Genomic DNA, 16,537 nt, shown 5'->3' on the forward strand with positions numbered 1-16,537 from the left:
TCGCGACCGCGGGACACCAGGCGCTGCCGTCGGCCCGGCGCCGAGTCAAGTCCCGGCGCGACGTAGCCGCATCCAAGGGTTTCCGGAAGCCGGCTGGCGCGAATGCGAGTCGCCCTGCAGTCTCCACAACGCATCGAATGCGCCGCCCTGGCGGCGCAGCGCCTCGGGCGAGCCATCTTCGGCGACATGGCCGGCGACCAGCACCAGGATCCGATCGAAACGCACGACGGTCGACAGGCGATGCGCAACCGCCAGCACGGTGCGGCCATGCATCAGATGCTCGAGCGCTGTCTGGATCTCGATTTCAGAATGCGTATCGAGCGCCGATGTCGCTTCGTCCAGCACCAGAATCGGCGCATTCTTCAGGAATGCGCGCGCGATCCCCAGCCGCTGGCGCTGGCCGCCGGACAGCATCACGCCGCGCTCGCCGACCTGGGTATCCCAGCCGTTCGGCAAGGCGCGGATGAAGTCCTCGCAATACGCCTGGCGTGCCGCCTGGTAGACCTGCTCCTCGCTCGCATCGGGATGGCCGTAGCGGATGTTTTCGAAGATCGTGCGGCTGAACAGCGCGATTTCCTGCGGCACCACGGCGATCCTGGCGCGCAGCGAATCCTGGGTGACTTCGCGCAGATCCTGGCCGTCGATCTCGATCGCACCCTGCTGCACATCGTCGAGCCTCTGGATCAGCGAGATCAGCGTCGATTTGCCTCCGCCGCTGGGCCCGACGATGCCGACGCGCTGGCCCGCCGCAATCTGTACATTGAAACCATCGAACACCTGCTGGCCGCCGGGATAGGTGTAGCGCACGTCACGGAAGCTGATTGCGCCGGCCGTCGGCCTGAACGCGCGGCCGTCCTCCGGATCGGTGACCGCATGCGGCTGGCCAATCACCCGCAGGCTCTCGGCGACGCCGCCGAACTGCTGCGACACATTGATCAGCGAGAACGCCAGATCGCGCGAGCCGTGAAGAATGCGGAAGGTCAGCGCGCTGATGACGACGACGTCGCCGGCCGTCAGATGGCCGGAGCGCCAGCCGAGCACCGACCATAGCAGCATCGTGCTGGCCATGATCCACAGGCTGAGATCGTGCAGCAGCCGGGTTTTTTCCATGAACATCCAGCTGCGCTTCTGCGCCTCGGCCTCGGTGCCGAGTTCGCGCTCGAGCCGCTCGCGTTCACGCTGGCGTGCCGCGAAGGCCTTCACCGTCCAGACGTTCGCGACCACGTCGACCAGCCGGCCATTGGTACGCGCACCTTCTTCGGCGAAGCGCTGGTGCAGCGGCCGGCCGCGCGAGCCGAACACCAGGATCAGCGAGGCGACGATCGCGACAAAGCCGACCAGCGCGCCGGCCATGTCGACGTCGATGACGCTGAGCACGACCACGGCGCCAAGAAAATCGACCACCGGCGGCAGGATGTTCCAGGTCAGCGCAGTGAAGATCTGCGCGGTCGCGGTCGCGGTCTGCGAGATGCGATTGCCGAGCGCGCCGGAATAGTTCTCGGCGAAGTAACGCATCGGCTGGCCGGTCAGGTGTTGGAACAGATCCAGCCGCAGATCGACGCCGGTGGCGACGATAGCGCGGCAGCCGAGCCAGCCGCCGGACCGCCACAGCACATTCTCCACGGCGATCAGGCCGAGGAACAGGCCGAGCGGGAACCACAAGTTGGCCGCAGCGCGGTCGGCGGCGCTCATCGCGTCGACGATCAGCTTCATGCCGTACTGCACGCCGACCGCGCAGGACGCCGCGCCGACGATGATCGCGAACAACAGACCGAAGTGAACCGGCCTCAGCCTGACGTAGCGCCACAGAAACGGGATCGGCCGCCTCGGGAACGGCGCCTTGGCGCGCGCGCGTTTCACGCAAGCGGCGCCGGCATCGGGCTGTGGCCGGTGGTGCGCAACGCATCGATGCGTGACTGCTGGAACGCGAGCTGACGCGCCAACTCACGGTGCACTTCGCGCTGACCGTTGTTGTTTTCATCTGCGAAACCGAGCAGCCCGGTTTCGCAATGACGGTCGTTGATCCAGCCCGGGTAGTCGAGCACCGGATACAGGCAGATGCCTTCGAGCGGAACACCGTCGCCCAGCGCGCGGACCACTTCGCCGGCGATATAAGCCAGCCATTCCGAACGCGCCTCGCCTTCGGCACCGGTTTCGGCGACGAACAGCGGCTTGCCGTAGCGCGCATAGGTTTCGCGCAGCAGCTCGGAGAACGGTCGATAGGCGCGGTCGGCACGCGCGATCGTCGTGCCGTTGGTCAGCCACTGGTTGTCGGAGTAGTAGTTCACGCCGATCAGATCGAGCGTGTCCGCCGTGCCGCCGAGTTCCGGCGCCTGGCGGCCGGTGAGCATGTCCCAGGCCGCGTATTGCGCGAGCCGCATCCGCTCGGCGTCTTCTGCCGAAGCCGGCGTCTGAGCCACGACGTTGATGACCGGATCGGCGAACACGATGCGCGCCCGCGGATCGGCCACGCGGATCGCGGCGACCGCGGCAATCGCGGTGCGCGCCAGCTGCTGCTTCAGCTCGTCGCCACGCTTTTTTGCCAGCGGCCAGAACATGCCCGTTTCGCCGCCCGCCCAGGCCCAATAGCTGATCTCGTTGACCGGGCAATAGAACGGCGCCGCACCACCTTCGTCGCGAACCAGGCGCGCGGCGGCGCCGGCAAATGCGGCGAAACGCTCGACGAATGCACCGCTCCAGATATCCAGGTCGTCGGGCCAGCCGTAATGCAGCAGATCCCAGATCACCTGCACGCCCTGGGCCCTGGCCGCGTGCAGCATCGGCAGGAAACTGCTCCAGTCGTACCGGCCCGGGGCGGTTTCGATCAGATGCCAGCGCAGGCCGTCGCGCAGCGTGCGGATGCCGTGCTCGCGCATCGCCTGATAATCCTCGGCGGCGAGCTGATCATGGCGTGTCGCCGCGAGCAGATCGAGCCGGCGGCCGTCCTTGCGTCGATGCGTCGAGCACTCGAAACCACCGAGAAAGAAACTGTCGAACACGCGCGGCGTGTGCAGCAATGGGGTGCTACCGGCCATCGATGGGCTGTCCATGCCTCAGCGCCTCGCGTTGGCGCGCAGGCGCTGAACCGCGGCGGCCTCGCGCGCGGCCGTCGCGACGTCGGCCTCGACCAGCTTGTAGAACAGGCTCAGCGCCTGGCCCACCACCTGGTCCATGTTGTAGTAGCGATAGGTGCCGAGGCGGCCAACAAAACTGACCCTGGGTGTGGCATCGGCGAGTGCCTTGTATTGCCGGTACAGCGCCTGGTTCTCGTCACGAGGAATCGGGTAGTAGGGATCGCCCTCCGCCGACGGATATTCATAGCTCAGGCTGGTGCGTGCATGCCGCTGCCCGGTCAGGTGCTTGTATTCGGTGATGCGCGTATACGGCAGGTCTTCCTGCGGATAGTTGACCACCGCCACCGGTTGGAAGTTTTCCTGGTCGAGGTTCCTGTGCTCGAAGCGCAGTGAACGATAGGGCAGCTTGCCGTAGCGGAAGTCGAAGAACTCGTCGACCGGGCCGGAATAGATCAGGTGCTGGTACTTGAGGTCGCCACGGATATCTTCGAAATCGGTGTTGGTCATGATGCGGATGTTCGGATGGTCGAGCATGTTCTCGAACATCCGCGTGTAGCCGTGCAGCGGCATGAACTGATGGCTGTCGCCGAAGTAGCGATCGTCGGCATTGGTGCGCGTCGGCACGCGCGCCGTCACCGCCTTGTCCAGCTCGCTCGGGTCCAGCCCCCACTGCTTGCGCGTATAGCCGCGGAAAAACTTGCGATACAGCTCTTCGCCGACCTGGCTGATCACCACGTCCTCCGAAGTACGGATCTGCGGCAGGGTCTGCGCCCTGGCGGACAGGAAGTCGGCGACGCCGGCCTCGTCGAGATCCAGGTCGTAGAGCCGGTTGATCGTGGTCAGGTTGATCGGAATCGGTACCAGCTTGCGATCGACGTCGGCGAGCACGCGGTGCTCATACGGACGCCAGGCAGTGAACTGCGACAGATGGTCGAAAATGCGCGGCGCATTGGTGTGGAAGATGTGCGGGCCGTAACGATGGATCAGCAGGCCATGATCGTCATAGCAGTCGTAGGCATTGCCGGCGATGTGCGGGCGGCGATCCACCACCAGCACGCGCTTGTTGGCCTGCGAGGCGAGCCGCTCGGCAAGCACCGAGCCGGCGAAGCCGGCACCGACGATCAAGTAATCGAAACCGGCGCGGCGGTGATGCACGGGGTGGCTACGGCCGCGGCGCGCGGTCTCGATCGATACCATGTGGCCACTGACGCCGCCATCGTCGACGCCCCGCATCGCAGCCGCCATCGTGGCGGCGGCATTGGCGCCACTGGCCCTCGCCGCACCGGCGGCTTGGGTCGGTTCGGCCGCATCGGTTTCAGGCTGCGCGGCACGCAGGCGGCTCATCAATTCGTTCATCTGGGCCGCGGTGCGATCCCAGGACATCCCGCCCAATGCGCGATCGGCGGCCGCCGAGAACATGCGGCGATCCTTGCGCTGCTCCAGCGCTTTTTCCACCGCGGCAATGAAGGCCTCGACCGAATCGGCGATATGCACCACGCCGCTGTCACCATAGCCGCGGATCACGTCGCGGATCGGCGTCGATACCACCGGGCAGCCGCCGGCCAGATACTCCGGCGTCTTGGTCGGGCTGATGTAGCGCGTCGAATCGTTCAACGCGAACGGCATGATCGCGACGTCCCAGCCGCTCAGATAATGCGGCAGCACGTCGTAGACCTTGGCGCCGAGGTACCGGATGTTGTCGTTCGCCGGCAGATCCTGCTTGTCGATCTTGACCACCGGGCCGACCAGCACGATCTGCCAGTCCGGACGCGCCGCCGCGACCGCCGCAATCAGCGGCAGATCGAAACGCTCGTCGATGACGCCATAGAAACCCAGGCGGGGACCGGCGATCGCGGACTGATCGCCGGGCTCGAACAGCGCGCCGCGGGCACGTGCGAAGTGCGCTATTTCCACACTACTGGGGAAAGCATGCACCCGCGGATGCCGCGAGCGCTTGGCTTCGTAGAGACTGTGGCCGCCGGTGAACACCAGGTCGGCACGTTTCAGCAGCAGCGCTTCGTATTCCAGCAGCCGCGGCGGCGCGCCCCTGAACGCCGAGAGTTCGTCCATCGCGTCGTACACCACCAGCGACGGCGACAGCTGCGATGTGAACGCGAGGCTGAGCGGCGTGTAGTACCAGAGCGTCAGCTCGGCGGCAGCAATGCCGGCGTTGGCCATGTGCGTATCGAGCAGGCCGCGCAGCGCCTCGTCAATCTGCGCCGGCTCACCGTCTTCCCAGGCTTCAGGCAGATGCGGGACCATGACCTCGACGCCCTCCTCGTGCCGCGCATACAGCAGCGGCTCGTCAACGGCGCTGTAGACCGGTTCTTCGAAGAACATCACGCGAAAGTCACGCGCGAAGCGCGACATCAGGTGTTGCGGGCGCTGATAGACGAAGTCCCAGCGCAGATGCGACAGACATAGCAGCGTCGGCGTACGGCTGTTGCGGCGACTTGCGAGAGCTGAAGAGGAACCGGTGAGTCTGATCGGTGCGGATTGATTGGAACGGCCGATACGGGTTTGAAATTTACCTGCCCAGCTCATGAATACCCCTCTCATGTCGTGACGTCAGGATCGCCGGCGCACACAGCGCCAGCGCCGAACGGAGAAACCCGCGATAGCGGCCCTCCGATGTCACGCGCACCTGCCCGACATCGAGCATCACCGATGGCGGCGCAGCGATTCCGGAACTGCGCGCCCATCCTTGAGCGGAGCCTCGGTGAAGCCTGCGAGCAGACCCCCAATCTACTGACCGTCAGCCCACGGGCTGCGTCGTTGTCACGGGCCATCCTTGGCACACGTGGCACGGATGAACCTTGCAAAACCGATCATGAGCTTCGCCTGAACGAGACCGCGGACGTGGATGCATATTCAATGTGTAACCGTGGCCTCACGTCGGCAAGGGATTGCCGACCTACGACTATCGCGACCAGCAAATCGCCGCGGTACCCGCCGACGCCAGCCGGATGCCGCTCGAAGTCAGGCACAGCGTGCTGCAGCCGGTATCGCGGGCCTGTACGCCGACCGGCGTCGCGATCAGCGTGTAGCCGGTGATCGATGCCGAGCCCGTTGCAGGGCAGGCCGCCGCCGGCGCTGCGCCGAGCCACCACGCGCAACGGGTAGGTTGGGGTGAGCTTGCGAACCCCAACATGGGTCCGCGCCGATGTTGGGGTTCACAAGCTCACCCCAACCTACGTACAAACTGAAACAAACGCGGCTCGGGCCCGCGTCAGGGCGAGGCTTTTTCCGCGTCGGCCGCGAGGGCGTCGGGCGCGATCAGCTCGGCGCGTTTCGCCAGCAGCGGGTGCAGGAACACCGCGCTCAGCACCACGGCGACGCCGGCGTAGAACGCCGGGCCCAGTTCGCGCTGCTCGCCGAGCAGCAGCGCTGCGAGCACAATCGTATAGACCGGCTCGAGGTTGACGACGAGCTGCGCCGAGAACGCCGACAGCTGGCGCAGCGCAACCAGCGACAGCGTGAACGGCAGCAACGTGCAACCCAGCGCCAGCACCAGCATCCACACCGCGTCCATGCCCTGCGGCGGCTGCAACAGGCCCTTGAGCCCGCCGGCGAAAAATGGCGCCAGCAGCGGCAGCAGCAGCGCACCGGTGCCCAGCTCCAGCGCGGTGACCACGAGCGAATCCGAGTGCCCCGCGTAGCGCTTGTTCAGCGCGATGAAGAACGAGACGAGCAAGGCCGACGAGCAGCCGACGGCGACACCGGCGTGCATGCCGGCTGGAACGCCGCCGACTACCAGCGCAACACCCGGAATCACGGCCAGGCCGAGCAGCAGTTCGCGCAGCTCGAAACGCCGTTGCGCGACCCAGGGCTCGACCAGCGACAGGAACGCAGGGGCCAGCGCCAGGCAGGTCACGGCGACCGAGGCATTGGCGAGCTTGATCGCGCCGTAGAACGTCAGCCAGTGCAGCGATACCAGCGCGCCGATGCCGACGTAGATCGCCAGCAGCTTCAACGGCATCCGCCGCAGCTCGCGCCAGACCCGCGGCACGCAGGCCAAGCACAGCGCCACGATCAGCATGCGCCACCAGACCAGGGCCAGCGCCGGCATCGTGATCAGCTTGCCGAGAATGGCGGTGAAGCCCCACAGCAGGACGCAGAAATGCAGCTGCCACTGGGCTTTGGTCGTCGGTGACATGGAGTAGCGGGACCGTTTCGTAAACCGCAATTGTAGGTCGGGCTTCAGCCCGACATGCGCCGGCGCGCGTTGGTTGGGCTAAAAGCCCGACCTACAATGCGCTGTGTCAGTCGCGGCTCAGCTGCGCGCGCGATGCTGTTGCCGTATACGAGCATGGAGCACCCCAATGATCCGATTTTCATCGCCGGCCGCCGCCGACATCCACATGCTCGACGAGCACGCCGGGCAGCTGCTCGACACGATCGGCAAGAGCCGCGGCGAGCGCGGAGTGATTTCACCCGAAGAGATCCCGGGCGTGCTGGCATCCTTGCGCGCCGCCATCGCCAGAGACACGCCGCAGCACGCGAAGCCGGAAGACACCGATGATCCGGACGAGCGCCAGCGCCGCGAACAGGATGTAGCCCTGGGGCGCCGCGCCTATCCGCTGATCGACATGCTGGAGCGCGCCGCGAAGAAGAAAAAGGAAATCACCTGGGGCGTTTGAGCCCCGTGCGGGCTCACATCGACGAGCGCAGCGCCAGCGGACGCCAGCGCGCTTTCGCCTCCAGCCCCAGGTAGACGAGCAGCGCGATCAGGCCCGGCAGCAGATAGTAGAGCGCGCGGTAAGCGAGCAGCGCCGCCAGAATCGGCGCCTCATTGATGCGGCCGCCGAGCAGCGCCAGGAACACGGCTTCGAGCACACCCAGGCCAGCCGGCACATGCGTCAGCACGCCGGCGATCGCGCCGAGCAGCAGCGCGGCGAGCACGCTCGGGTAGTCGGCGGCGCCGCCCAGCAGCATCCAGACGACGCCGGCGATCGACAGCCAGTTGGCCGTGGACAGGCCCAACTGGGCCAGCGCCATCGGCGCATGCGGCAGATCGATGCGCAACCCGCGCAGGCGCCAGTAACGCCGGCGGGAGAATGCGCATACTGCCAGGTAGGCCGGCGCCGTCAGCAGCAGAACCACGCCCAGAATCTGCAAGGCCATCTCGCCGACGCGGAACGGCGCCGGCAGCGACACCACAGCGCTCGCCAACACTGCGCCGGCCAGTGGCAAATAGCCGAGCCAGTTGCTGAGCATCGACAGGCCCAGCACGCGCGTGATCGTCGCGGCATTCAGTCCGTAGCGCGAATACAGGCGATAGCGGAAGCCGATGCCGCCGACCAGTGCACCGAGATTCAGATTGAAGGCATAGCTGACGAACGCGGTCGATACGACCGCCGTCGTCGACAGCTTGTGCCCGGTGTAACGGCGGCCGAACAGATCGAAGCTGCAATACAGCGCGTAGCTGAAAGCGCCGAGCAGGCCGGCCAGGACCAGGCTTTCGGCGTCATAGGCGGCCAGCGATGCGCCGACCTCGGCCCAGTCCAGCGCGCGACCGCGCTCGACCAGCAGCAGCGCCAGGCCGCAGAAAAACAGCAGCGTGAGCGCGCGGCGCAGCCACGGCCATGCATGCTGCCAGCGCGTCGGGCCGGCATTGCCGGGGCGATCCCAGTTATTCGGCGCGTTCCGGCTCACGCTTCTCCGATGAATGCCTCAGTGTTTGCCGAGCGTTTTGGCACTCAGCGGCGCCGCGGCCGGCTCGCCCTTCTTGCCGAGGTCGTCGAGCATCGTGCTCAGGTCTTCGGCATGCTGCTCTTCCATCGCCAGGATTTGCTCCATCAGGCGGCGCGTGGTCGGGTCATCCTGGCCGATGAACTGTGCGATCTCGCGATAGCTGTCGATCGCGATACGCTCCGCGACCAGATCTTCTTCGATCATCTGCACCAGGCTGTCGCCTTCGACATATTCGGCATGGCTGCGCGTGGCCAGGCCTTCCGGATTGAAGTTCGGCTTGCCGCCGAGCTGCGTGATGCGTTCGGCAATCAGGTCGGCATGCGCCTGCTCTTCCTGGGCATGCTCGAGGAATTCGGCGGCCACGGATTTGGCGTGGATGCCAGAGGCCATGTAGTAGTGGTAGCGATAGCGCAGCGTGCAGACGATCTCCGTCGCCAGCGCCGTGTTGAGCAGTTCGATGACCTTGGCGCGGTCGGCGGAATAGCCGCTGGTGACGGCGCCATCGCTGATGTGCTGGCGCGCGCGGTCGCGGATGATCTTGATGTCGGTAAGAAACGGTTTCTTCTGTACGCCGTTGTTCGTCGGCTGAGCGTTGCTATCGCCTGGCATGACATGCTCCTGGATTCGATTCTTTAGGAATACGTGGGAAGGTATTCACTTGCGAAACCTCACCCACCTCAAGTTCGCATTCTTCGGGTGGGCGGATGAATCGGACATGAGCGCTGCTGGCGCTCTCGGTTTCTAAACCTTGAGTTCTTCACCGAAGTAGCGGCGCAGCTTTTCGACCTTGGGCAGCGCGACGCCGGCGATGTAGCCTTCGGTTGGATGCAGCGCCGCGTAGTTCTGGTGATACGCCTCGGCGGTGAAGAAGTCTTCGAGTTTCTCCAGCCGCGTGACGATGGCGGTGTCGTAGACACCGGCCGCATCGAGCTGCTTGATGTAGGCCTCGGCGATGCGCTTCTGCTCGTCGTCGGCGTAGAAGATCGCCGAGCGGTACTGCGTGCCGATGTCGTTGCCCTGACGATTGAGCTGGGTCGGATCGTGCGCCACCGCGAAGAAGATCCGCAGCAGTGCGCCGAGGCTGGTGCGCGAGGGATCGTAGGTGATCTGCACGACTTCGGCATGCTCGGTGCGGCCGGTGCAGACGGCCTTGTAGTCGGCGTCGTCGGCGCTGCCTCCGGAGTAGCCATTGACCACGTCGAGCACGCCATCGAGTTCGCGGTATACCGCCTCCACGCACCAAAAGCAGCCACCGGCGAGCACCGCCAGTTTGCGGCCCGGCGCAGATGCCTGCGGCTCGTCCAGATCCGCGACCGGGAAATCCTTGGGGCTGATTTTCAGACTGCTGCCGAACATGGGGGACTCCTTGGAATACGTTTGTAGGTTGGGGTGAGCGCAGCGAACCCCAACATTGGCGCGGAACCCTGTTGGGGTTCGCTGCGCTCACCCCAACCTACGGTGAAATGGGGCGATACGCGGCGGTTTCAATAATGCGGCGGCAGCTCGTCGCTCAGCGAGCCGCGCGCGGCACCCTCCGGCGAATCCGGCATGCGTTCGGCGATGCGCTTCATCGTCAGCTGCAGTTGCTCGATCAGCCGCGACTGGCGCGCGATCTCGCTGCTGAGGGTTTCCAGCGCCGCTTCCTGGTAGGAGAGCCGCATTTCCAGGTCGATAAGACGTTGTTCGGGCATGCCCGCTATGCTCTGAAGACGATGACGGAAGCACACCCTACACCGAGCCGGGGCCACACCGCGACGGCGCGCGACGAGGCCGACGGCATTACCCAGCTCGCCGCGTTTTTCAGCCGCTACCGGCGGCTGTTCGTGCTTGGCGGCGCCGGCTGCAGCACCGCGTCCGGCATTCCCGACTATCGCGACGACGTGGGCGCCTGGAAGCGGCGCCCGCCGGTGACCTGGCAGGCGTTCAGGAACGATCCGCCGACCCGTGCACGCTACTGGGCACGCAGCTTGATCGGCTGGCCGATGATGGCCGCCGCCGCGCCCAATGCCGCCCACCACATGCTGGCGCAACTCGAAGCCGCCGGCCATGTCGACCTGCTGGTCACGCAGAACGTCGACGGCCTGCACCAGGCCGGCGGCAGCCGGCGCGTGATCGACCTGCACGGCCGCATCGACCGTATCGTCTGCACCGCCTGCGGCGATGTCACGCCGCGCCAGGCATTTCAGCTGCGCCTGACGGCGCTGAATCCGGCCTGGGCCGTGCTCAGCGCCCGCAGCGCGCCCGATGGCGACGCCGATCTGGAATCGGCGGATTTCTCCGGCTTCGTGGTTCCGCCATGCGCGGCCTGCGGCGGGCTGCTGAAACCCGACGTGGTGTTCTTTGGCGAGAACGTGCCGCCGGCCCAGGTGGCGGATGCAATGTCCGGCGTCGCGAGCGCCGACGCGATGCTGGTGGTCGGCTCGTCGCTGATGGTGTATTCCGGCTTCCGCTTTGCACGCATGGCGGCGGATCGCGGCATCCCGATCGCGGCGATCAACCGCGGCCTCACGCGCGCCGATCCGCTGCTGGCGCTGAAGATCGAGCGCGGCGTCGGCGAGGCGCTAAGCGAAGCCTGGGAATACCTGAAGTAGGTCGGCAATCCTTTGCCGACGTGCACGCTGGTTGCGCAATCGCGGCCTCACGTCGGCAAGGGATTGCCGACCTACATATCGAAGCGATAACCCAGCAGCAGCGCGGCGACCAGCGGGTTCAGATCGAGGTTGGTCTTGCTGGTGACCAGGCGGTCGCCGTTGGCCGCGTCGATCGAGATCGTCGCCGTGGTCGACAGCAGGCTCAGCGACAGCGAGCCCGACAGGCTCCAGTGCTTGCTGAGTTCGGCGCTGACGCCGAGGTTGAACACCGGCGCGATGTCGGAACTGGCCTTGGCATCGACCGTGGTCTGGCCCGGGGTCAGGTTGGCCAGCGCCAGCGTGGTGCCGAACTTGTTGTTCAGCGCGTCTTCAAAGTCCTGGTCCGGCTTGATGCCGGTGAACCAGGTGTAGGTCACGCCGACGCCGACGTAGGGGCGGATCTGCTTCTGCGGATCGCGGAAGAAGTACTGCACCATGAACACCGGGCTCCACTGCGTGACCTCGGCCAGCGGATTGTTGGCCGGATCGCCGAGATCGACATTGATCAGCGCGCCGGCCGGGCCGGTCGGGGCGACAATGCCATTGCCGTAGAGCCTGAATTTGGCCGGAATGCCGCCCTCGAACTTCAGCGCGAAATGGTCGGTCACAAAATACGAGTAGATCAGCGCCAGCGTGTTCGACGAACTGACGGTTGCGCTGGTGCCGGGCGAATCGAACTCGCTCTGCACGCCGAGCAGCGCAGCAGCCCCCGGCTTGAGCGTGGTGTGCAGCGGATCGCTGCTGTCCAATGTATCGAGATGAAACACGCCGACCTGGACCATATGCCTGCCAGCGCTGGCGGGCTCGGACTCGGCTTGGGTGTCGTCCGCAGCGAAGCTGTGTGCGGCGGGAAGCAGCGCCAGGCAGGCGGCGAAGGCCTTGAGCGAACGATGCGTCTTCATCGGAACGTCCTTGTTTCCAGGATCGGTTTTATGGAACGGCTTTTATTCTGGCCCAGCCGGCGCGGCTGCCTCTCCAAACACACGGCGACGCCAGATCGGGCCTATTATTGCCGCCTTGGATCATAAACTGGGAGAGTTTGAATGAGCCTGTCCATGTACGAAGCATCGGTTCCGACACTGTCGCGCATGCTCGACAATCTGCGCGGCATCCTGTCCAAGGGCGCTGCACATGCCGAGCAGCACAAGCTCGATCCTGCCGCCCTGACCACGTTCCGTTTGTATCCGGACATGTTCCCGCTGACGCGCCAGGTGCAGATCGCCACCGACATGGCCAAGGGCTGCGTCGCGCGCCTGGCCGGTGTCGAGCCGCCGGCCTACGAAGACAAGGAAACCACGTTTGCCGAACTCGGCGAGCGCGTCGAGAAGACCGCGGCGTTCGTCAAGAGCTTCTCGTCGTCGCAGATCGACGGCAGCGAAGACCGCGAGATCGTGCTGAAGATGCGCAACGGGGAAATGCGCTTTTCCGGCAAGCAGTATCTGCTGCACTTCGCGATCCCGAATGTGCACTTCCACGTCGCCACTGCGTACCTGATCCTGCGCCACAACGGGGTGGTGCTGGGCAAGCCCGATTTCATCGGCGCGAACTGAGTCCTCCATCGTAGTCGTAGGTTGGGGTGAGCATAGCGAACCCCAACGTTGGTCCCGCGCTGATGTTGGGGTTCGCTGCGCTCACCCCAACCTACAGCTCTACAGTTCGTTGCGCCGCTTGCGGCGCCCGCCCATCCGACCCATCAGCGGCAGTATCAGGCCCAGCAGGATGCCGCCACCGATCAGCGCGGCGCCGGTGACGAGCGTGCGGCGCTTGGCGCTTTCATCAATGGTGCGGATCTGCGCGTCCTCGTTCTGCTGCTGCGCCGTCGCCAGCTCCGCCTTCAGCCGCTCGTTGTCGGCAGCGAGTTCCATCGCCGGCCGCGCGCCTTCGAGACGGCCCTGCGCGGCATCGAGTTCGGCCTGCAGCGACTTGACCTGATTGCGGCTGGTCGTCAGCTCGGTCTGCAGGCCCTGCACGCGATCCTTGGCGGCCGGCAAAACCGACAGATAGCGCGACGTGATCCAGCCGCTGCGGCCATCGGGCGTGCGGATGCGCGCGAAGCTCTGTTCGCCCAGGGTCTCGAGCACTGTCACCCGGTCGCCGCTGTTGACCACGCCGACCGATGCCGCGTCATTGCGTGGCCCGTCACGGACCGTGATGCTGATGTCGTCCGAAATGTATAGCTGCTTGCCGCCGTCCTGGGCGAGGGCACACACGGGGAGCAGCATCAAGCCCACTACAAAACACGTCCTTGTCATGGGCGGAGTCTAACAATCCGCCGGCGGCTTTGAACACCCATGAGCCGCGCCGCGCCTCATGAGGTGACATCCGCTTACACTAGCGGCGTCAACCGATCCCACCGCCACGGCCTCCATGAACCCGTCCAAAAAGCCGATCTTCCTGACCCAGTTCCTGATCGAGGAGCAGCGCAGCGCCGGCAAGCTGCAGCCGAATCTGCGCCTGCTGCTGGAAGTCGTGGCCCGCGCCTGCAAGCGCATCTCGATCGCAGTCGGCAAGGGTGCGCTCGGCGGTGTGCTCGGCGACGCCGGCACCGGCAACATCCAGGGCGAGGCGCAGAAGAAACTCGACGTGATCAGCAACGAGATCCTGCTCGAGGCCAACGAATGGGGCGGCCATCTCGCCGGCCTGGCCTCGGAAGAAATGGATCATCCGCACGCGATCCCCGACCAGTACCCCAAAGGCGGCTACCTGTTGCTGTTCGATCCGCTCGACGGCTCGTCCAACATCGACGTCAACGTCTCGGTCGGCACGATCTTCTCGGTGCTGCGCGTGCCGGAAGGCGTGACCCAGGCCAGTGAGGCCGACTTCCTGCAGCCCGGCGTCAAGCAGGTCGCGGCCGGCTACTGCGTGTACGGCCCGAGCACGACGATGGTGCTGACGCTGGGCAAGGGCGTGCACCAGTTCACGCTCGATCGCGAACTCGGCAGCTTCGTGCTGACCCAGCGCGACATGATGATCCCCGAGGACACCCAGGAGTTCTCGATCAACATGAGCAACCAGCGCTTCTGGGAAGAACCGGTGAAGCGCTATATCGACGAATGCGTGGCCGGCAAGAGCGGCCCGCGCGGCAAGGACTTCAACATGCGCTGGGTCGCCTCGATGGTCGCCGACGTGCACCGCATCATCACTCGCGGCGGCATCTTCATGTACCCGATCGACAGCAAGACGAAAGCGCAGGGCGGCAAGCTGCGCCTGCTGTACGAGGCCAACCCGATGAGCATGATCATCGAACAGGCCGGCGGCGCGGCGACCACCGGCCGCGAGCGCATCATGGATCTCCAACCGAGCAAGCTGCATCAGCGCGTGCCGGTGATCATGGGCTCGAAGAACGAAGTCGAGCTGGCGACCCAGTATCACGGCTGATTCAAGACGATGATCGATGCGGCCGCCTTGACCCGGATCGACGAGAACCTGTGGATCACGTCGATCCCGCACCGTTTCGTCGGCCTGCATATCGGCACGCGGATGACGGTGGTGCGGCTGTCGTCGGGCGAGGTGCTGCTGCATTCGCCGGTCGCGCTGACCGACGAGCTGCGCCGCGCGATCGACGCGATCGGGCCGGTCAAACACATCGTCTGCCCGAATATGTTTCATCACAGCTACGCCGGCGAAGCGGTGCGGGCGTATCCGGCCGCGCTGCTGTACGGCCCTTCGAGGCTGCAGAAGAAGCGCCGCGATCTGCGGTTCACCGCGACGCTGTCGGACACGCCGCATCCGGCCTGGAGCGGCGAGCTGCTGCCGACCACCATCGCCGGCAGCCTGATGGCCGAAACCGTGCTGTATCACGTGCCCAGCCGCACGCTGATCACCAGCGATCTGGTCGAGAACTTCGCCGACAACGCGGATGCGTTCACGCGCTGGTATCTGAAGCTCGGCGGCATACTTGGCAAGGTGGGCTGGCACCCGCTGCTGCGCCTGGTCTATGTGAACCGCCGCAAGGCGCGCGCGAGCATGGCCAAGATCCTGGCGCTGCCGTTCGACCGCGTGATCGTGGCGCATGGGGACATCATCACGGCGAACGCGAAGGAAAGTCTGCGGCAGGGGATGCGCTGGCTTTGAAGTGCCCATCGCGGACAAGGTCCGCTCCTACAGGAGTGTTGCGTACCGGTTATTACGCGACTGTAGGAGCGGACCTTGTCCGCGATTGCGAAATCGCAGCCAACGCGAACGCCGCGGCAGAATCACCGGACGCGCAGCCATGCCGACTCCGATCCACCCGCGGTCTAATGGCTCACTCCTGTAATCCGGCATCGACATGAAACGCCTGGTCGCCATCATCGCCCTCGCCTGCATCGGTACCGCCAGTGCCGATGCGCCGCGCACGCCGGTCATCCTCGAACTGTTCACCTCGCAGAGCTGCTCCAGCTGCCCGCCGGCCGAAGCCCTGGCACAGCGCCTGAACAGCGAGCAGCCGATCCCCGGCGTCGAGGTGCTGGCGCTGGCTCAGCACGTCGATTACTGGAACGACAGCGGCTGGAAAGATCCCTACTCGTCGGCATCGCTGACCGAGCGCCAGCGCGACTATGCGACCACCCTCGGCCAGCCGAATCACGTGTACACGCCGCAGGCGATCATCGACGGTCGCATCGATGCGATTGGTAGCGACGAGTCGGCCGTCATCGCCGGGCTGAAGCAGGCCGCGACGCAACCGCATCAGGTACTGACATTCAGCTTCGGCCGCAGTGACGATGTGCTGACCCTGTCGCTTACACCGATCACGAGTTCCGGCGACGAGCTGCGCTACCTCATCGCACTGGTGCAGGACGGCATCGTCACCGCCGTCGGCAGCGGCGAGAACGGCGGCCGCAAGCTGCGCGAGGACGGCGTGGTGCGCAGCCTGCAAACGGTCGATCCGAAATCACCGGCAACACTGCCATTGCCCGCGGTGAGCGGCGGCGGACGGTTTCGCGTGATTGCCTTCGCCCAGCGCAAGCGTGACGGCCGCATCGTCGCCTCCGCGCAGCAACGCGTGCCGGCGCCCTAGTGCGATGACTCACAAGTTTGGAAACATTGACGGCGGCGCTGGTCTCCTTCCCCCGCCTGCGGGGGAAGGCCGGGATGGGGGCGCGGGCGCGGAAGAAAGCTCGGTTCTGCCATCACGCCCCCTCCCCAACCCTCCCCCGC

The 16,537-nt window shown here is 65.6% G+C and carries 17 protein-coding genes; 7 read left to right on the top strand and 10 right to left on the bottom strand.

Features of this window, described 5'->3' with window-relative positions; genetic code table 11:
• Positions 1–45: 45 nt before the first annotated feature.
• The 3 genes from JWQ90_RS05055 to glf are packed head-to-tail and all read right to left on the bottom strand — an operon-like array spanning position 46 to position 5,618.
• Positions 46–1,860 (bottom strand): ABC transporter ATP-binding protein, encoded by a 1,815-nt coding sequence (locus tag JWQ90_RS05055; RefSeq protein WP_299690304.1) that lies wholly within the window; start codon positions 1,858–1,860, stop codon positions 46–48.
• A complete protein-coding gene (locus tag JWQ90_RS05060; protein ID WP_366919441.1) occupies positions 1,857–3,014 on the bottom strand; it encodes a beta-glucosidase in 1,158 nt (385 codons plus the stop codon). The genes JWQ90_RS05055 and JWQ90_RS05060 overlap by 4 nt, the downstream gene beginning before the upstream one ends.
• A gap of 39 nt (positions 3,015–3,053) precedes the next feature.
• A complete protein-coding gene (glf, locus tag JWQ90_RS05065) occupies positions 3,054–5,618 on the bottom strand; it encodes a UDP-galactopyranose mutase (RefSeq protein ID WP_299690309.1) in 2,565 nt (854 codons plus the stop codon).
• A gap of 362 nt (positions 5,619–5,980) precedes the next feature.
• On the opposite strand from glf, the gene JWQ90_RS05070 reads away from it, so the two are divergent.
• Positions 5,981–6,121, top strand: coding sequence for a hypothetical protein (locus JWQ90_RS05070; protein WP_299690312.1), 141 nt, complete (start codon positions 5,981–5,983; stop codon positions 6,119–6,121).
• Between the two features lie 182 nt (positions 6,122–6,303).
• Here the strand turns inward: JWQ90_RS05070 and JWQ90_RS05075 are convergent, their stop codons facing one another.
• Entirely contained in the window at positions 6,304–7,230 is a 927-nt protein-coding gene (locus tag JWQ90_RS05075) for a DMT family transporter (protein WP_299690315.1), read from the bottom strand.
• Between the two features lie 166 nt (positions 7,231–7,396).
• Here JWQ90_RS05075 and JWQ90_RS05080 point away from each other — a divergent pair, with 166 nt between their 5' ends.
• A complete protein-coding gene (locus JWQ90_RS05080) occupies positions 7,397–7,714 on the top strand; it encodes a DUF1840 domain-containing protein (protein WP_299690318.1) in 318 nt (105 codons plus the stop codon).
• Between the two features lie 13 nt (positions 7,715–7,727).
• Here the strand turns inward: JWQ90_RS05080 and JWQ90_RS05085 are convergent, their stop codons facing one another.
• From JWQ90_RS05085 to JWQ90_RS05100, 4 genes are all read right to left on the bottom strand, one after another.
• A complete protein-coding gene (locus JWQ90_RS05085; protein WP_299690321.1) occupies positions 7,728–8,729 on the bottom strand; it encodes a lysylphosphatidylglycerol synthase domain-containing protein in 1,002 nt (333 codons plus the stop codon).
• Positions 8,730–8,747: 18 nt separating this feature from the next.
• Positions 8,748–9,377: a ferritin-like domain-containing protein gene (locus JWQ90_RS05090; RefSeq protein ID WP_299690323.1), complete on the bottom strand. Its 630-nt coding sequence runs from the start codon at positions 9,375–9,377 to the stop codon at positions 8,748–8,750.
• A 132-nt stretch (positions 9,378–9,509) separates the two neighbouring features.
• The gene (gene msrA / locus JWQ90_RS05095; protein ID WP_299690326.1) at positions 9,510–10,124 is read right to left on the bottom strand and encodes a peptide-methionine (S)-S-oxide reductase MsrA; all 615 of its coding nucleotides are present in this window, start codon (positions 10,122–10,124) and stop codon (positions 9,510–9,512) included.
• Positions 10,125–10,252: 128 nt separating this feature from the next.
• Positions 10,253–10,459, bottom strand: coding sequence for a SlyX family protein (locus JWQ90_RS05100; RefSeq protein ID WP_299690329.1), 207 nt, complete (start codon positions 10,457–10,459; stop codon positions 10,253–10,255).
• A gap of 21 nt (positions 10,460–10,480) precedes the next feature.
• On the opposite strand from JWQ90_RS05100, the gene JWQ90_RS05105 reads away from it, so the two are divergent.
• Positions 10,481–11,359, top strand: a complete 879-nt coding sequence (locus tag JWQ90_RS05105; protein WP_299690330.1) for an NAD-dependent protein deacetylase — start codon at positions 10,481–10,483, stop codon at positions 11,357–11,359.
• 71 nt (positions 11,360–11,430) lie between these two features.
• On the opposite strand, the gene JWQ90_RS05110 is transcribed toward JWQ90_RS05105, so the two are convergent.
• Complete coding sequence (locus tag JWQ90_RS05110) at positions 11,431–12,300, bottom strand: OmpW family outer membrane protein (protein WP_299690331.1); 870 nt, start codon at positions 12,298–12,300, stop codon at positions 11,431–11,433.
• A 141-nt stretch (positions 12,301–12,441) separates the two neighbouring features.
• Between JWQ90_RS05110 and JWQ90_RS05115 the strand changes: the two genes are divergently transcribed.
• Complete coding sequence (locus JWQ90_RS05115; RefSeq protein ID WP_299690332.1) at positions 12,442–12,948, top strand: DUF1993 family protein; 507 nt, start codon at positions 12,442–12,444, stop codon at positions 12,946–12,948.
• Between the two features lie 99 nt (positions 12,949–13,047).
• Here the strand turns inward: JWQ90_RS05115 and JWQ90_RS05120 are convergent, their stop codons facing one another.
• Positions 13,048–13,620, bottom strand: coding sequence for a TIGR04211 family SH3 domain-containing protein (locus JWQ90_RS05120; RefSeq protein WP_299690334.1), 573 nt, complete (start codon positions 13,618–13,620; stop codon positions 13,048–13,050).
• Between the two features lie 145 nt (positions 13,621–13,765).
• Between JWQ90_RS05120 and JWQ90_RS05125 the strand changes: the two genes are divergently transcribed.
• From JWQ90_RS05125 to JWQ90_RS05135, 3 genes are all read left to right on the top strand, one after another.
• Complete coding sequence (locus tag JWQ90_RS05125; RefSeq protein ID WP_299690336.1) at positions 13,766–14,776, top strand: class 1 fructose-bisphosphatase; 1,011 nt, start codon at positions 13,766–13,768, stop codon at positions 14,774–14,776.
• A 9-nt stretch (positions 14,777–14,785) separates the two neighbouring features.
• Positions 14,786–15,472 (top strand): DUF4336 domain-containing protein, encoded by a 687-nt coding sequence (locus JWQ90_RS05130; protein WP_299690338.1) that lies wholly within the window; start codon positions 14,786–14,788, stop codon positions 15,470–15,472.
• Positions 15,473–15,668: 196 nt separating this feature from the next.
• Positions 15,669–16,397, top strand: a complete 729-nt coding sequence (locus JWQ90_RS05135; protein ID WP_299690340.1) for a thioredoxin family protein — start codon at positions 15,669–15,671, stop codon at positions 16,395–16,397.
• The last annotated feature ends 140 nt before the right edge of the window (positions 16,398–16,537 follow it).

The organism is Hydrocarboniphaga sp., assembly GCF_028291725.1.
Lineage (GTDB): Bacteria > Pseudomonadota > Gammaproteobacteria > Nevskiales > Nevskiaceae > Hydrocarboniphaga.